13 protein-coding genes are annotated in these 12910 nt (G+C 69.0%); 5 read left to right on the top strand and 8 right to left on the bottom strand.

The window, feature by feature from the left end:
* Position 1 precedes the first annotated feature (1 nt).
* The 3 genes from ispE to ACQVBX_RS10315 form a co-directional block, all read right to left on the bottom strand.
* Positions 2 to 1408, bottom strand: coding sequence for a 4-(cytidine 5'-diphospho)-2-C-methyl-D-erythritol kinase (ispE, locus tag ACQVBX_RS10305; RefSeq protein WP_431633989.1), 1407 nt, complete (start codon positions 1406 to 1408; stop codon positions 2 to 4).
* 80 nt (positions 1409 to 1488) lie between these two features.
* Positions 1489 to 2112, bottom strand: a complete 624-nt coding sequence (lolB, locus tag ACQVBX_RS10310) for a lipoprotein insertase outer membrane protein LolB (protein WP_431633990.1) — start codon at positions 2110 to 2112, stop codon at positions 1489 to 1491.
* Complete coding sequence (locus ACQVBX_RS10315) at positions 2109 to 3818, bottom strand: tetratricopeptide repeat protein (RefSeq protein WP_431633991.1); 1710 nt, start codon at positions 3816 to 3818, stop codon at positions 2109 to 2111. Before ACQVBX_RS10315 ends, lolB begins: the two co-directional genes overlap by 4 nt.
* A gap of 141 nt (positions 3819 to 3959) precedes the next feature.
* Between ACQVBX_RS10315 and hemA the strand changes: the two genes are divergently transcribed.
* From hemA to ppk2, 3 genes are all read left to right on the top strand, one after another.
* Positions 3960 to 5228 carry a glutamyl-tRNA reductase gene (gene hemA, locus ACQVBX_RS10320; protein ID WP_431633992.1) on the top strand — a complete coding sequence of 423 codons (1269 nt, stop codon included), beginning with the start codon at positions 3960 to 3962 and terminating at the stop codon, positions 5226 to 5228.
* Positions 5229 to 5287: 59 nt separating this feature from the next.
* The gene (gene prfA, locus ACQVBX_RS10325; protein WP_431633993.1) at positions 5288 to 6370 is read left to right on the top strand and encodes a peptide chain release factor 1; all 1083 of its coding nucleotides are present in this window, start codon (positions 5288 to 5290) and stop codon (positions 6368 to 6370) included.
* Between the two features lie 67 nt (positions 6371 to 6437).
* Complete coding sequence (ppk2, locus tag ACQVBX_RS10330) at positions 6438 to 7205, top strand: polyphosphate kinase 2 (RefSeq protein ID WP_431633994.1); 768 nt, start codon at positions 6438 to 6440, stop codon at positions 7203 to 7205.
* Positions 7206 to 7207: 2 nt separating this feature from the next.
* Here ppk2 and ACQVBX_RS10335 read toward each other — a convergent pair whose 3' ends face one another.
* From ACQVBX_RS10335 to ACQVBX_RS10345, 3 genes are read right to left on the bottom strand one after another with little or no spacing between them, the layout of a single operon-like run.
* Positions 7208 to 7480, bottom strand: a complete 273-nt coding sequence (locus tag ACQVBX_RS10335; RefSeq protein WP_431633995.1) for an acylphosphatase — start codon at positions 7478 to 7480, stop codon at positions 7208 to 7210.
* Positions 7480 to 7953 carry a TlpA family protein disulfide reductase gene (locus ACQVBX_RS10340; protein WP_431633996.1) on the bottom strand — a complete coding sequence of 158 codons (474 nt, stop codon included), beginning with the start codon at positions 7951 to 7953 and terminating at the stop codon, positions 7480 to 7482. The genes ACQVBX_RS10335 and ACQVBX_RS10340 overlap by 1 nt, the downstream gene beginning before the upstream one ends.
* Positions 7950 to 9230, bottom strand: a complete 1281-nt coding sequence (locus ACQVBX_RS10345; RefSeq protein WP_431633997.1) for a YihY family inner membrane protein — start codon at positions 9228 to 9230, stop codon at positions 7950 to 7952. The genes ACQVBX_RS10340 and ACQVBX_RS10345 overlap by 4 nt, the downstream gene beginning before the upstream one ends.
* Positions 9231 to 9345: 115 nt before the next feature.
* Between ACQVBX_RS10345 and wrbA the strand changes: the two genes are divergently transcribed.
* Entirely contained in the window at positions 9346 to 9948 is a 603-nt protein-coding gene (wrbA, locus tag ACQVBX_RS10350) for an NAD(P)H:quinone oxidoreductase (protein ID WP_431633998.1), read from the top strand.
* The gene (locus ACQVBX_RS10355; RefSeq protein ID WP_431633999.1) at positions 9945 to 10298 is read left to right on the top strand and encodes a DUF2069 domain-containing protein; all 354 of its coding nucleotides are present in this window, start codon (positions 9945 to 9947) and stop codon (positions 10296 to 10298) included. The genes wrbA and ACQVBX_RS10355 overlap by 4 nt, the downstream gene beginning before the upstream one ends.
* On the opposite strand, the gene ACQVBX_RS10360 is transcribed toward ACQVBX_RS10355, so the two are convergent.
* Positions 10295 to 11920 (bottom strand): hypothetical protein, encoded by a 1626-nt coding sequence (locus ACQVBX_RS10360; protein WP_431634000.1) that lies wholly within the window; start codon positions 11918 to 11920, stop codon positions 10295 to 10297. The genes ACQVBX_RS10355 and ACQVBX_RS10360 overlap by 4 nt on opposite strands.
* Positions 11893 to 12858: a glycosyltransferase gene (locus ACQVBX_RS10365; protein ID WP_431634001.1), complete on the bottom strand. Its 966-nt coding sequence runs from the start codon at positions 12856 to 12858 to the stop codon at positions 11893 to 11895. Before ACQVBX_RS10365 ends, ACQVBX_RS10360 begins: the two co-directional genes overlap by 28 nt.
* Positions 12859 to 12910 lie beyond the last annotated feature (52 nt).

Genomic DNA, 12910 nt, shown 5'->3' on the forward strand with positions numbered 1-12910 from the left:
ATTACGTTGTGTGTCGCACCTGCTCCGGCTGCGGCGCGCCCTGGAAGCGCGCCAGCGAGCGATGCAGCATCGAGCGATCCGCTCCGGCGGCGACCTGCGCACTCCATGCGTCAGGACAGCGCGCTGCGATCGACAGCGCCCGCAGCTCGGACGGCGTTTCAAGAAACACGCACCCGCCGCTGCCGGACAACTTCGCCCGCCCGAAACCGCCGAGCCACTCCAGCGCGGCATCCACGCGCGGATGGCGCGCGCGTACGACCGGCTCGAAGGCGTTCTCGGCTGTTTCGCCCGAAACAAAGGATGAAATTGTCGCCCGGGGGGCATTTCGTGTCAATTCAGGCGCTTGAAACAGCGCCGCGGTGGGCACGTGTTCGCGCGGGTCCAGCACCACGTAGTGGCGGCGCGGCAGCTCGATCGGCGTGAGCAGCTCGCCGACGCCCTCGGCCCAGGCCGAGCGCCCGCGCACGAACACCGGCACGTCGGCGCCGAGCTGGCGCCCCAGTTCGGCCAAAGCATCCTCGTCGAGCCCGGCGCCCCACAGGTGGTTGAGCGCCACCAGCACGGTGGCCGCGTCGGAACTGCCGCCGCCCAGTCCGCCGCCCATCGGAATGCGCTTGTCGATGCCGATGTCGGCGCCAAGCATGATGCCGGCCCGCGCCTGCAGCAGGCGCGCAGCGCGCACAGTGATGTCCTGGTCCGACGGCACACCGGGCAGCTCGCCCTCGCGCTGGATGATGCCGTCGGCGCGCACCCGCAGGCGCAGCTCGTCGCCCCAGTCCAGCAGACGGAACACGGTCTGCAGCTCGTGATAGCCGTCCGGCCGTCGGCCGGTGATGCGCAGGAACAGGTTCAGCTTGGCCGGCGCCGGCCACACGCTCCATTCGTCCGCCGCGACCGGTAGCAACGACCGGCTCATGAACACGCGCAGGTCGTCAGGAAAGCCGTTCTCGCGATCGCGCGCCAAGGCCTCGGCGAACGCCGGATCCCGCTTGTCGACCACGCTGAAGCCGTGCTTTGCATAGAACGGCGCGTTCCACGGCACGTCGACCAGGGTGCCCAGGTGCACCTGCCGGTAGCCCGCCGCGCGCGCCCACTGGCAGGCGTGCTCCAGCAACGCCGCGCCGATGCCGCGTCGGCCATACGCGGGCAGCACGTCCAGCTCGCCGATGCCGATCGCCTGCGGGCCGAGCGCATCGTCCAGCCAGACAAACCCCACCAGCTCGCCCTGCTCCATCGCCACCCACACCAAGCCTCGCGCGATGGCGCCGTGCAACAGCTCGGGTGGAATCGCCATGGCGGCGTAGGCCGCCCACGCCGGATGGCCGCGGAACAGCTGTACCGCGGCGCGCTCGATGGCGCACAGGGCGTCGACCTGCGAGGGCCGGGCGCGTTCGATGCGGACGGTCATGACGGCTCGATGCGTGATGCGGACGCCGGTGCGGCGTCCGCGGGGGTCGATAGCCTACCCCAGACCCGGCTGGCCTCCGGTCAGCGCAGCGTCCAGTTGCTGACCGCGAGCCGGACTTTGTACGGCGGCTTGCTGGCGAACACCTTGGTCGGCAGCGCGGGCTGCCGGCTGGTGTCCCAGGCGCGGTATTCCACGTGCCAGCCGTCCTGCTCGAGCACAGCGGGCAGTCGATCGGTGCCGAAGCGGATCTGCGCCGGCGAGCCCGGGGCGCGCAGCCCCAGCACCCAGGCGCGCAGCGATTCCAGCGGCACCGACCAGCCCGCCGCCTTGCGCATCAGGGCCTCGGCATCGTCGCCGCGGATCGGCTGCTTGCCGACACCTTCGAGCACCGCGCCCTGCGTGTCGCCGCTGAGCCGGTAGTCGTAACCGAAACCGCCGTTGACGGTGAACACGTAGCTGTCGCCGCGCTGGCGCCAGCTCAAGCTGCCGCTGCCGTTGCCGCGGGAGTCGCTGGCGTTGCTGATGCCCAGGCGCCCGTCCAGGCTCCAGTCGCTGACCTCGCGCAAGGCATCCTCGCGCGCTGCCTGGGCCGCCATCAGGCCCGCATCGCCGGCCACGGTGGGACCGCGCGGCGGCAGGCTGACACAGCCGGAGAGGGCGGCCGCACCGAGCCACAGGGCGATCTTCCCGCCGTGACGCCTCATGGCTGCAGCCGCTTGAGCGTGTCGCGCAGGCTCGCGTTGGTCGGGTCGATCTTGCGCACCTGATCGAACACGCGCGTCGCCTCGTCACGCTGGCCGCTCTTCCACAGCACTTCGCCCAGGTGCACGCCCACATCCGCATCGCGGCGCTGTGCCCACGCCTGACGCAGTACGCTGGCGGCCTTATCCAGATGGCCCAGCCGGTACTGCAGCCAGCCCCAGGAGTCGGCGATCGCCGGATCGTCCGGCTTGGCTTTGCGCGCCTGCGCGATCAGGCGCTCGGCCTCCGGCAGGTCGCGGTTGGCGTCGGCCAGGGTGTAGCCCAGCGCATTGCTGGCGTCGATGTCGGCGGGCTTGAGCTCGAGCAGACGACGCAGGTCGGTGACGGCCTGGTCGATCTTGCCGGACTGGGCGTAGGCCAGGCCGCGCCCGTAGAGCAGGCCCGGATCGTCCGGCACCACCTGCAGGGCGCGGCTGAACGCCATCTCCGCCTGCGGGTATTGCTGTTCGGCCATGTATAGGTCCGCGTCCGCCTCGTAGGCCTTGCGCAGCTGCTCGGGCTGGTCGAGATACGCGGTTTCGAGCTGGCCGAGCAGCTCGTGCGCCTCGGCCTTCTTGCCCTGTGCGTGCAGGATCACCGCGCTGCGCAGGTCGGCGTCGAAAGCATGCGGATCCTCGTCGGTCACCTGGTCGTACCAGGCCAGCGCCTCATCCTTCAGCCCCTGCATCTCGGCCAACTGGCCGAGCAGGAACGCGCTGGACTGGCGAATCTCCTCGGGCGACTTCTGCAACTGGCGATAAAGCATCGCCAGCGTGGCCTTGTCGTCGGCCTTGGCCGCCAGCGCCGCGCGCAGATTGTAGATATCCGCGCTCTGCTTGCCGCTGGCCAGGAACTTGGCCGCCGCCGGGTAATCGCCGCCCTGCGCCAGCATGCTGGCGTAGGCCAGGCGCAGGTGGGTATCGCCAGGCGCGCGGCCGATCGCCTGCTTGAGCAGCGCCTGCGCCGCCGCGCGATCGCCCGCGCGCAGCGTCATCTGCGCCGCCCACGCGTAGGTAGCCGAGGAGTGGAAACGTGCGGCCGCGGCGTTGGCGATGCGCAGGGCGTACGCCCGCCGCCCCAGCCGGTCGCCCAGCTCGCTCATCGCCAGCCAGGCGCGTTCATCGGCCGGCAAGCGCTCGGGGGTGGCCATCGCCTCGAGCAACCGGGCCGCCTGCGCCGCGTCGCGGGCGCCGACCAGCACGCGCCCGAACTGGCGCCAGGCATCGTCGCCACCGAGCTTGAGCACCGTTTCCAGCTGGCGTTTGGCTTCGGCCGCATCACCGCGATCCAGCGCCAGCTCGGCGCGCGCCTGCGCCAGGGCGGCCGGCTTGGCGCCCAGCGCCTGCCAGCGCTCCAGCGCCCGCGTGGCCGCGGCATCGTCATGCACGGCCAGCGCCAGGGCCGTGGCGCGCTCGGCCACCGCGGCATCGTCGGACAACGCCGCCGCCTTGCCGTAGGCCGTCGCCGCCGCCTTGAGATCGGAATGGGTCAGCGCCATCTCGCCCGCCAGGAGCTGGGCCATCACGTCGTGATCGGCATCGGGCGTGGCCACCACCAGCCGGGCCAGCGGTTGCGGCGAGGCGGCCACCGGAGCCGGCCGCACGGCTGGCGCCGTGGCACATCCGGCCATCGTCACAGCCACCACGCCCGCCATCGCAAAATGCCGCATTTGCTTGAACTTGCCCGACCCGCTGAGCACACTATTGATCATCTGTTCGCCTGTTTCGGCCGTTTCCGTCACCACTCGACGACGAGCGCCAAGCTTAGCCTACGCCGCCGGACACCCCGCCGCCGAAATGCCGTCCTCGCCATGCCACTGATCGCCCTAGGGCTCAATCACCTCACCGCGCCGGTCAGCCTGCGCGAGCAGGTGGCATTCGATCCGAATGCCGCTGCCGAGGCGTTGCACGAGCTCACCCGCGAGCCCGGCGTGGATGAGGCGTTGATCTTGTCCACCTGCAACCGCACCGAGCTGTACCTGAGCGTGGCTGAGGGCGCCGAGCACGTGCCGCAGGAGTGGCTGAACCGGCACCACCGTCTGACCCCCGGCAAGCTCGACGAGTTCCTTTATCGCCACGACGAAGACGACGCGGTGCGCCACATGTTCCGCGTGGCCACCGGGCTGGATTCCATGGTGCTGGGCGAGCCGCAGATCCTGGGCCAGGTGAAGGACGCCTACCAGCAGGCGCGCGAGGCGCAGGCGCTCAAGGCACCGTTGGACCGCCTGCTGCAGCACACCTTCGCGGTGGCCAAACGGGTGCGTACCGACACCCGGATCGGTGCGCACACGGTCTCGGTCGCATTCACCGCTGTGCGGCTGGCTGAGCAGGTGTTCACTGACCTCAAGCAGGCCTGCGTGCTGCTGATCGGCGCCGGCGACACCATCGAGCTGGCCGCCCGCCACCTAGCCGAGAAACAGGTGCGCCGCCTCATCGTGGCCAACCGCACGCTGGAGAACGCGCAGGAGCTGGCCTCCCGCTACGGCGGCTACGCCATCGCACTGGCCGACCTGCCGCAGCACCTGGCCGAAGCGGACATCGTGATCGCCTCCACCGCGGCGCGGCAGCCGGTGCTGACCCGGGCGATGGTCGAGAAAGCAGTCGCCGCGCGCCGACGCAAGCCGATGTTCATGGTCGACATCGCGGTGCCGCGCGACATCGAGGAAAGTGTGGCCGAGCTGCAGGACGTGTTCCTCTACGGCATCGACGACCTGCGCCAGGTGATCGACCACAACCGCCGCTCGCGCGAGGCGGCCGCCCGCGAGGCGGATGCCATCATCGACCTGCAGGTGGAGCGCTACATGGCCTGGCGCCGCACGCTGGGCGTGCGCAACCCGGCGGTGGACATGCGCCACCATGCCGAGGTGTATCGCGACGAGGTGCTGGAGAAGGCGCGCGGCATGCTCGCGCGCGGCAAGTCGCCGGACGAGGCGCTCGCCTTCCTGGCCAATACGCTCACCAACAAGCTGCTGCACCACCCCAGCGCCGCGCTGCGCGAAGCCGCGCTCAGCGGCGACCTGGATCTGCTGCACGCCGCCGGACGGCTTTACGGACTGGACCGCGAGACCGGCGAGGGTTAGCGACGCGAACGCCCGGCTGCACGCCTGCCCGTTCGCCCTGCCCTTACCAGACCCCGCCCATGACCCCGTCCATCCGCGCCAAGCTCGAAGCCCTCACCGAACGCCACGAAGAAGTCGGCCTGCTGCTGACCCAGCCGGAAGTGATTGGCGACAACACGCGCTTCCGCACGCTGTCGCGCGAGTACGCGCAACTCGGCCCGGTGGCCGCGGCACTGCACGAGCACGACGACGCCCAGCGCGAACTGGCCGAATCGCGCGCCATGCTGGCAGACCCCGAACTGCGCGAGATGGCCGCCGACGATGTCGCCCGGCTCGAACAGCGCTTGGTGGAACTGGACCAGGAGCTGCAGATCCTGCTGCTGCCCACCGACCCGCGCGACGAAGGCAATCTGTTCCTCGAAGTGCGCGCCGGCACCGGCGGCGACGAGGCGGCGATCTTCGCCGGTGACCTCATGCGCATGTACCTGCGCTACGCCGAGCAGCGCGGCTGGAAGACCGAGATCGAGTCGGCGCACCCGGGCGAGCACGGCGGCTACAAGGAGGCCGTAGCACGCATCGAGGGCAAAGGTGCGTTCTCGCGGCTGAAGTACGAATCGGGCACGCACCGCGTGCAGCGCGTGCCGGCCACCGAATCGCAGGGCCGCATCCACACCTCGGCCGCCACCGTGGCGATCATCCCCGACGTGGACGAGGTCGAGGACATCACGATCAACCCGGCCGACCTGAAGGTCGACACCTTCCGCTCCTCCGGCGCCGGCGGCCAGCACGTCAACAAGACCGACTCGGCGATCCGCATCACCCACCTGCCCACCGGCGTGGTGGTGGAGTGCCAGACCGAGCGCTCGCAGCACGCCAACCGCGACAAGGCGATGAAGCGGCTGAAGGCGCAGCTGCTCGACGCCGAGCGCATGAAACAGGCGGCCGCCGAGGCCGAATCGCGGCGCGTGCAGGTGGGCTCGGGCGACCGCAGCCAGCGCATCCGCACCTACAACTTTCCGCAGGGCCGGATCACCGACCACCGCATCAACCTCACCCTGTACCGCCTGCCGGAAATCCTCCAGGGCGATCTGGACGAGCTTGTCGACGCCCTGATGCGTGAGGACCAGGCCGATCAGCTCAAGGCGCTCACCGACGCGGCCTGACCCCGTGGTGACGCCGGGCATGCGTGACGCGCTACCCTCGCCCGGCCACCCCGCCGGAGATCGCCCGATGAAGCGCAAGGCCTACGAGCAGCAGCTGGAATCCCTGCAGATCGAGCTGACCGGCGTGCAGCGCTGGCTGCGCAAGAGCGGACGGCGCCTGCTGGTGATCTTCGAAGGCCGCGACGCGGCCGGCAAGGGCGGCACGATCAAGGCGATCACCGACCGGCTGGACACCCGCGGCTACCGCGTGGTGGCGGTTTCCAAGCCGGACGATCGCGAAGCCTCGCAGTGGTATTTCCAGCGTTACGTGGCGCATCTGCCCGCCGCCGGCGAACTCGTGCTGTTCGACCGCAGCTGGTACAACCGCGCCGTGGTGGAGCCGGCGATGGGCTTCTGCAGCCAGGCGCAGTACGCGCAGTTCCTCGATGACTGCCCCGCCTTCGAACGCATGCTGGCCGACAGCGGCATCCTGATACTCAAGTACTGGCTGGCGGTGGACCAGGACGAGCAGGAAGCCCGCTTCGCCGAGCGCGCGGCCGACCCGCTCAAGCGCTGGAAGCTCTCTCCGGTGGATCTGGCCGCTCGCGAGAAATACGCCGAGATCGGCCACCTGCGCGACGTGATGATGGCGCGCACCCACGCCGCGCACGCGCCCTGGTTCGTGGTCGACTACAACGACCAGAAGCAGGGACGCCTTGCCCTGATGCGCCACCTCCTCGACCAGCTGCCCGACGTGCGCGTGCCCGATGTCAAGGTCAAGCTGCCGAAGCTGCGCGGTAGGCCCAAGCGCGAAAAGCTCGCCGATGCCAGTTTCTGGATCGCGCCGCCGCGCTGACCTCAGGCCGTGGTGAATCCGGCGCCGGTCCACTCGGCACAGGATTCGCGCAGCACCTGCTCGACGCGTGCCGCCGGCGGGCCATCGTGCAGCCAGCGCTCCAGCATCGCGATCGCCTCGTGGTCACCGCAGGCAATCACTTCTACCCGGCCGTCAGCCAAGTTGCGCGCCACGCCCCGCAGCCCCAGCCCCAGCACCAGCGCCTGCTCACGTGTGCTGGCGCGGAAGAACACGCCCTGCACGCGACCACTGACCAGGAAGCGCGCGGCCGCCATCACTTGGCGTCGTCGATCGCCGCCTTCAGCGCATCGCCGGAGATCGGCCCGACGAAGCGCTTGGCCACCGTGCCGTCCGGCGCGATCAGGTAGGTGGTGGGCAGGCCGCGCGGCTCGTCGAAATCCTTCGGCGGGTTGTCCAGCGTGACCTGGGCGATCGGATAGCTCACCGGATGCTTGGCGACGAACGCGCGGATGTCGGCGATGTCGCTGTCGTCGTAGGCCAGGCCGATGGCGGCGACGTCCTTGCGACCGCTGACGAAGGCGGAAATATCCGGCATCTCCTTGATGCACGGCACGCACCACGTTGCCCAGTAGTTCACCACCACCCAGTGGCCGCGCTGGGCGGCGAGGTCGTAGGGCTTGCCGTCCAGCGTGGTGACCTTGAGCGCGGGCTTGGCCGGCATCGCTGCCTGCGCGGGTGCCGCAAACACCGCGGCGGCGAGCAATGCGAGCGGGACGAAGATCTTCATGGGGTGGACTCCTGGGGAGCATCCGCGACATCGGCGGACGGGGGATAGATGCGGTCGAGCCGGGTACCCAGCGCGGCGTCCAGCGCCTGCGCCAGCGCATCCAGCAGTTCGAGCAGCACGGCCGGCAGGCTAATGCCCAGCGACTGCGCCTCGTCGGCCGGGTGCAGCGGCAGCCGGTATTGCGTGCCGGTGTAGACGCGCAGCAGGTCGGTGCTGTCCAGGCTGCGGGTGAGCAGCCATCCGCCCGATTCGCTGCGCTGGATCAGGTCGGCGCGCTGCAGGTCGTCGAAGTAGCAGCTCACCTGACTGGAACGCAGATACGGCTCCAGCAACTGTACGGATGCCGGGTCCACGCAGTCGCCGCGGCGCTGGGCCTCGACGAAATGCTTGAGCACCACCAGCAGGCCGAGGAACTCCGCTCCTTCCGGCAGTGCGTGGGTGGGCGGGTGGTATTCGAACGCGTTGATCGAGGCGGCGATCGACGCGCCCAGGATCACGATCACCCACGACAGGTAGATCCACAGCAGGAACGTGGGGATCACCGCCAGCGCGCCGTAGATTTGCTGGTAAGTCTGCGCATTGCGCACGAACAGCGTGAAGCCCCAGCGCGCCAGCTCGAACAGGATCGCGCCGAGCAGCGCGCCGATCGCCGCATCGCGCACCACCACCGGGCGATTGGGAATCACCGCGTACATCAGCCACAGCGTGATGTAGGTGACCACGAACGGCAGCAAGCCCAGCAGGCGGGCGCCAAAGCCCGGATCGAACTGCCCGGCCGCCTGCTGCAGCAGCGGCATCGCGGTGACGTACGAGGAGGCCGCCAGACCACCCACCACCAGGATCGGCCCCAGCGTGAGCGCGGCCCAGTACAGCAGCAGCCGCGAACCCCACGAGCGCGGCTGGTGCACGCGCCAGATGCGGTTCAACCTATCCTCGATGCTCACCATCATCGACAGCGCGCTGAACAGCATCACCAGCACGCTGATGCCGGTGAGGCTGCTGGCATTGCTGGCAAAGCTCTCCAGCGCGCGCTGCAGCTTCTCGCCGGCCGCGGGCACAAAGTTGTTGAACACGAACGAGAGCAACGCATCGCGCGCGGGAGCGAACGCGGGGAACACCGAGAACATCGCGAACACCGCCACCATCAGCGGCACCAGCGACACCAGCGTGGTGTAGGACAGCGCACCGGCCGTCTCGAAGCACTTGTCATCGACAAAGCGCTGCCAGATGAAGCGGGCGAAACTGGCGGTGCGGTCGCGGTTGAACGGCTTGGCCATCGAGGTCCCTTGGATGGGCGAGGGAGGCGTGGAGCATGGGCACGACGCCGTAGCGCTGCGCCCGTCCCGGAGGCGAACGTTACACTAGCGGATCGCCACTGAACCGCCCACGCGCATGAGCCTCAGCATTCTCGTCCTGTACTACAGCCGCAGCGGCCATACCGCCCAGCTCGCGCGACTGATCGCGCGCGGGGTGGAGGAAGTCCCCGGCATGCAGGCGCGGCTGCGCCAGGTGCCGCCGGTGGCGCCCGTCACGCAGACCGCGCAGCCACCCGAGCCGGAAGACGGCGCGCCGTACGCCACCCGCGACGATCTGCTCGACTGCGCCGGTCTTGCGCTGGGCAGCCCGACCCGCTTCGGCAATATGGCCGCACCGCTCAAGTACTTTCTCGACGCCACCGGCGCGGAGTGGGCCACCGGCTCGCTGGTCGGCAAGCCGGCAGCCGTCTTCACGTCCACCAGCACCATGCACGGCGGCCAGGAATCGACCCTGCTCAGCATGGCCCTGCCCCTGCTCCACCATGGCATGCTGCTGCTCGGGCTGCCATACACGGAACCTGCCCTGAGCTCCACCCTGTCCGGCGGCTCGCCCTACGGCGCCAGCCATGTGGCCGGCCCGAACGGCGACAACGCCATCACGGAGCACGAACGCGAACTGGCGCGTGCGCTGGGTCGCCGCCTCGCCGACACGGCGCGTAAGCTGGCGACCGCCGCATGACGGCCACGTCCACACCGCTGCGCCCGGTCTACCGCGTCGGCCTCGCCGCCTGGGCCGCGCTGCTCATCCTGCAGCTGATCTGGCACGCCTGGCTTGTGCCGCCCGAGCGCATGCCGCTCACCCTGGTGCTGACGATCACCGTGCTGCCGCTGCTGCTGCCGCTCACCGCCCTGCGCAACGTCCGCCGCGCCCTGCTCTGGGTCGGCGTGCTCAGCCTGTTCTACTTCTGCCACGGCGTCGCCGAAGCGTGGAGCTCGAGCACCGAACGCTGGCTGGGTGTGGTCGAGATTGCGCTCACCCTGCTGCTGATCGGCGCGCTGGGCGCGGGAGTCACGCGCAAGCGGGCCTAGCGCGATTCCACCCGACACAGGCGCAGTCCAAAGGAGACATCGGTGCCCCCGCGGGTGCGCTCCATGGCACTCGCCACCGGCACACATGCTTGCAAGCTGTGCCCAGGCAGCCAGCGCAGCAGCGTGGCGAGGTCATCGCCAGCATCGTCGCGCAACACAGCGTAGAGCGGTCCGCGATGCGCGGTGACCTCATCCCGCACCCGCTCCCCCAGCACGCGCCCGGCGGCTTGACGGGTGAGCCAAGTGATCCCCACGAAGCGCGCGTCGGCGGCATCGGGAATGAACGGGATGACATAGGCGTTGGGCTGCCCCAGCACCACCACCAGGCTTCTGGGCTCCACCATAGGCGCGCGGACACCGAATGCCTCGCTGACATAGCGCGTGTGGCCCCATTGCGGAACGTGGGTGGCTGCGGCTGCAGCGATACACAGCATAACCAGCGCCGACCGCCCCGGTGCCGAAGGTGTCGTCGTCCGCAGGGAAGGCATCCAGGCCTGCCAGGCCATCAGCATCAGCACTCCGGAGAGCACTTCGATCGGGATCGCGTACCGCAGGATCGAGAACAGCACCAGCCAGGCGACGTACGACAGCCCGACGAATAGCGCAATCAAGCGGACCTGCGGTTGAACCGGTGCGCCGCGGCGGGCACCGCGCACCCCCGCCACCATCAAGGCCACCACCGACGCCAGCGCGAGCGCGTAACGTGGGTCGGCAAAGCGCTCTTCGGTGACCAACGATTGCGTCGACACAAGCCAGTAGAAGGGATAACCCAGCCACTGCAGGATCCCGTGCGGCAGGAACCTGGGGTCGGTACCGCTGGCGGCGGGCACCCACGGCGAATGGAACACCTGATTGAACAACGGAAACACCGGGTTGCCGGTGAGCTGGTAAAGACGCCATCCCCACCAGCCATAGGCCAGCGCGAATCCTGACGCGGCAGCGGCCGAAAACACCGCCGCAAGCGACCACGCGGGCCGGCGCACTCCACGCATGACCAGCAGCGCCAGGGCCAGCCCCGGCACGTACACGATAGCCGTCGGTTTCAGCCCGGCGGCCAAGCCGCACAGTAGTCCGGCGCCGGCCACCCGCCTCCATGAAACCCGCTCATCGCCCACCGAGGGAAGCAGTAGATAGAGCGCGCCCAACACCAGCAGTGCGAGAGGCATTTCGTTGGAACTGAGTCCGGCCTGCGACAGCGTCATGCTGCCGGAGACGCCTAGTAACCAGACGGCCGCGTCGATCAGGCCAAACGGCCGGTGCTGCAGCGCTGCCAGCCGCGCCACGATTCGGCCAACCACCCACACCACCCCACCGAACCACAGCCCCTGGTAGGCAGCGAGCAAACGCGGCATCTGGCGCAGCGGCCCAGTACCGAGCAAGTAGTACGGAAGGTCCAGCAGCGGGTTGAAATAGCCCTGCAGGCTGGCGGGTGCGAGGTCGATACCCAACCGGCCATGCAACAGCGCCCAGGCGTTGTAGAGGTGGTAATTGCGCAGATCCCAGCTGGCGTCCTGGCCCCGGCTGGCCGCATACCAGGCGCCGATCAGCAGACACGCGACCAGGCCCGGCCAGGAGCCGGCCAACCGACGCCAGCTCATCGAGCGCAAGCCGGGTTTCGCCATACCGACGCATCGGCTGAAGGGACCGCCAGATAGGCCAGATATTTCGCCTCACGCCGCCCCATCGTCACCGTATCCAGTACCAACCCGCAGACCAGAAACACGCTGCCCAGAAGCGCCAGCGCAGCACTCAGGATCGCCGTCGGAAACCGCGGAACCAAGCCCGTGAGCAAATACGTCTTGAACAACGGAAGGGCTAGGCCGACCGAGAGGGCAACGCATGCCACGCAGGCCACGGAAAAGAAGGCGAGTGGCCGTCCGTTCTTGGTGAGCTTCAGGATCGTCATCAGGATCTGCCAACCATCACTCCACGTCCGCAGCTTGCTCTGGGAGCCCTCCGGGCGGGCCTTGTAGCGGCTCGGCACTTCCACCACCGGCATACGTAATTCCAGCGCGTGCACCGCGAGTTCCGTTTCGATCTCGAAACCCCGCGCCTGCATCGGGAACGACTTGACGAACCGCCGCGAGAGCACCCGGTAACCGGAGAGCATGTCGGCAAACGTATTACCAAAGATCCAGCCGGCCAGGCCGGTGAGCAGGCGGTTGCCGATCACATGGCCGCGGCGATACGCGGCGCTGTCATCGTTGACGCGGCGGGCCACCACCACGTCACGCTGCTCGCCCCACAATTGGCCTACCAGCGCCGGGGCATCCGCGGCCTCGTAGGTGGCATCGCCGTCGACCATCACGTAAACGTCGGCGTCGATGTCGGCAAACATCCGCCGCACCACGTAGCCCTTTCCCTGCATGGGCTCACGCCGCACGACCGCCCCCGCTGCGCGCGCCACCTCGGCCGTGTCGTCAGTGGAGTTGTTGTCGTAGACGAAAACCTTCGCTGACGGCAGGGCGGCGGCAAAGTCGCGCACGACGGTGGCGATGGTTGCCCCCTCGTTGAAACACGGGATCAGTACGGCAATGCGCGGTGCCATCGGTTCGTTCATGGCGCTTCCTTCGGCCAATAAAAATATCTGCCTAGTGTAATCAGCCAGAAGG

The organism is Dyella thailandensis (assembly GCF_050749815.1).
GTDB lineage: Bacteria > Pseudomonadota > Gammaproteobacteria > Xanthomonadales > Rhodanobacteraceae > Dyella_A.

Coding starts and splice junctions, on each gene's coding strand:
- ispE (WP_431633989.1), bottom strand. CDS start 1,408: ATGACCGTCCGCATCGAACGCGCCCGGCCCTCGCAGGTCGACGCCCTG.
- lolB (WP_431633990.1), bottom strand. CDS start 2,112: ATGAGGCGTCACGGCGGGAAGATCGCCCTGTGGCTCGGTGCGGCCGCC.
- ACQVBX_RS10315 (WP_431633991.1), bottom strand. CDS start 3,818: ATGCGGCATTTTGCGATGGCGGGCGTGGTGGCTGTGACGATGGCCGGA.
- hemA (WP_431633992.1), top strand. CDS start 3,960: ATGCCACTGATCGCCCTAGGGCTCAATCACCTCACCGCGCCGGTCAGC.
- prfA (WP_431633993.1), top strand. CDS start 5,288: ATGACCCCGTCCATCCGCGCCAAGCTCGAAGCCCTCACCGAACGCCAC.
- ppk2 (WP_431633994.1), top strand. CDS start 6,438: ATGAAGCGCAAGGCCTACGAGCAGCAGCTGGAATCCCTGCAGATCGAG.
- ACQVBX_RS10335 (WP_431633995.1), bottom strand. CDS start 7,480: ATGGCGGCCGCGCGCTTCCTGGTCAGTGGTCGCGTGCAGGGCGTGTTC.
- ACQVBX_RS10340 (WP_431633996.1), bottom strand. CDS start 7,953: ATGAAGATCTTCGTCCCGCTCGCATTGCTCGCCGCCGCGGTGTTTGCG.
- ACQVBX_RS10345 (WP_431633997.1), bottom strand. CDS start 9,230: ATGGCCAAGCCGTTCAACCGCGACCGCACCGCCAGTTTCGCCCGCTTC.
- wrbA (WP_431633998.1), top strand. CDS start 9,346: ATGAGCCTCAGCATTCTCGTCCTGTACTACAGCCGCAGCGGCCATACC.
- ACQVBX_RS10355 (WP_431633999.1), top strand. CDS start 9,945: ATGACGGCCACGTCCACACCGCTGCGCCCGGTCTACCGCGTCGGCCTC.
- ACQVBX_RS10360 (WP_431634000.1), bottom strand. CDS start 11,920: ATGGCGAAACCCGGCTTGCGCTCGATGAGCTGGCGTCGGTTGGCCGGC.
- ACQVBX_RS10365 (WP_431634001.1), bottom strand. CDS start 12,858: ATGAACGAACCGATGGCACCGCGCATTGCCGTACTGATCCCGTGTTTC.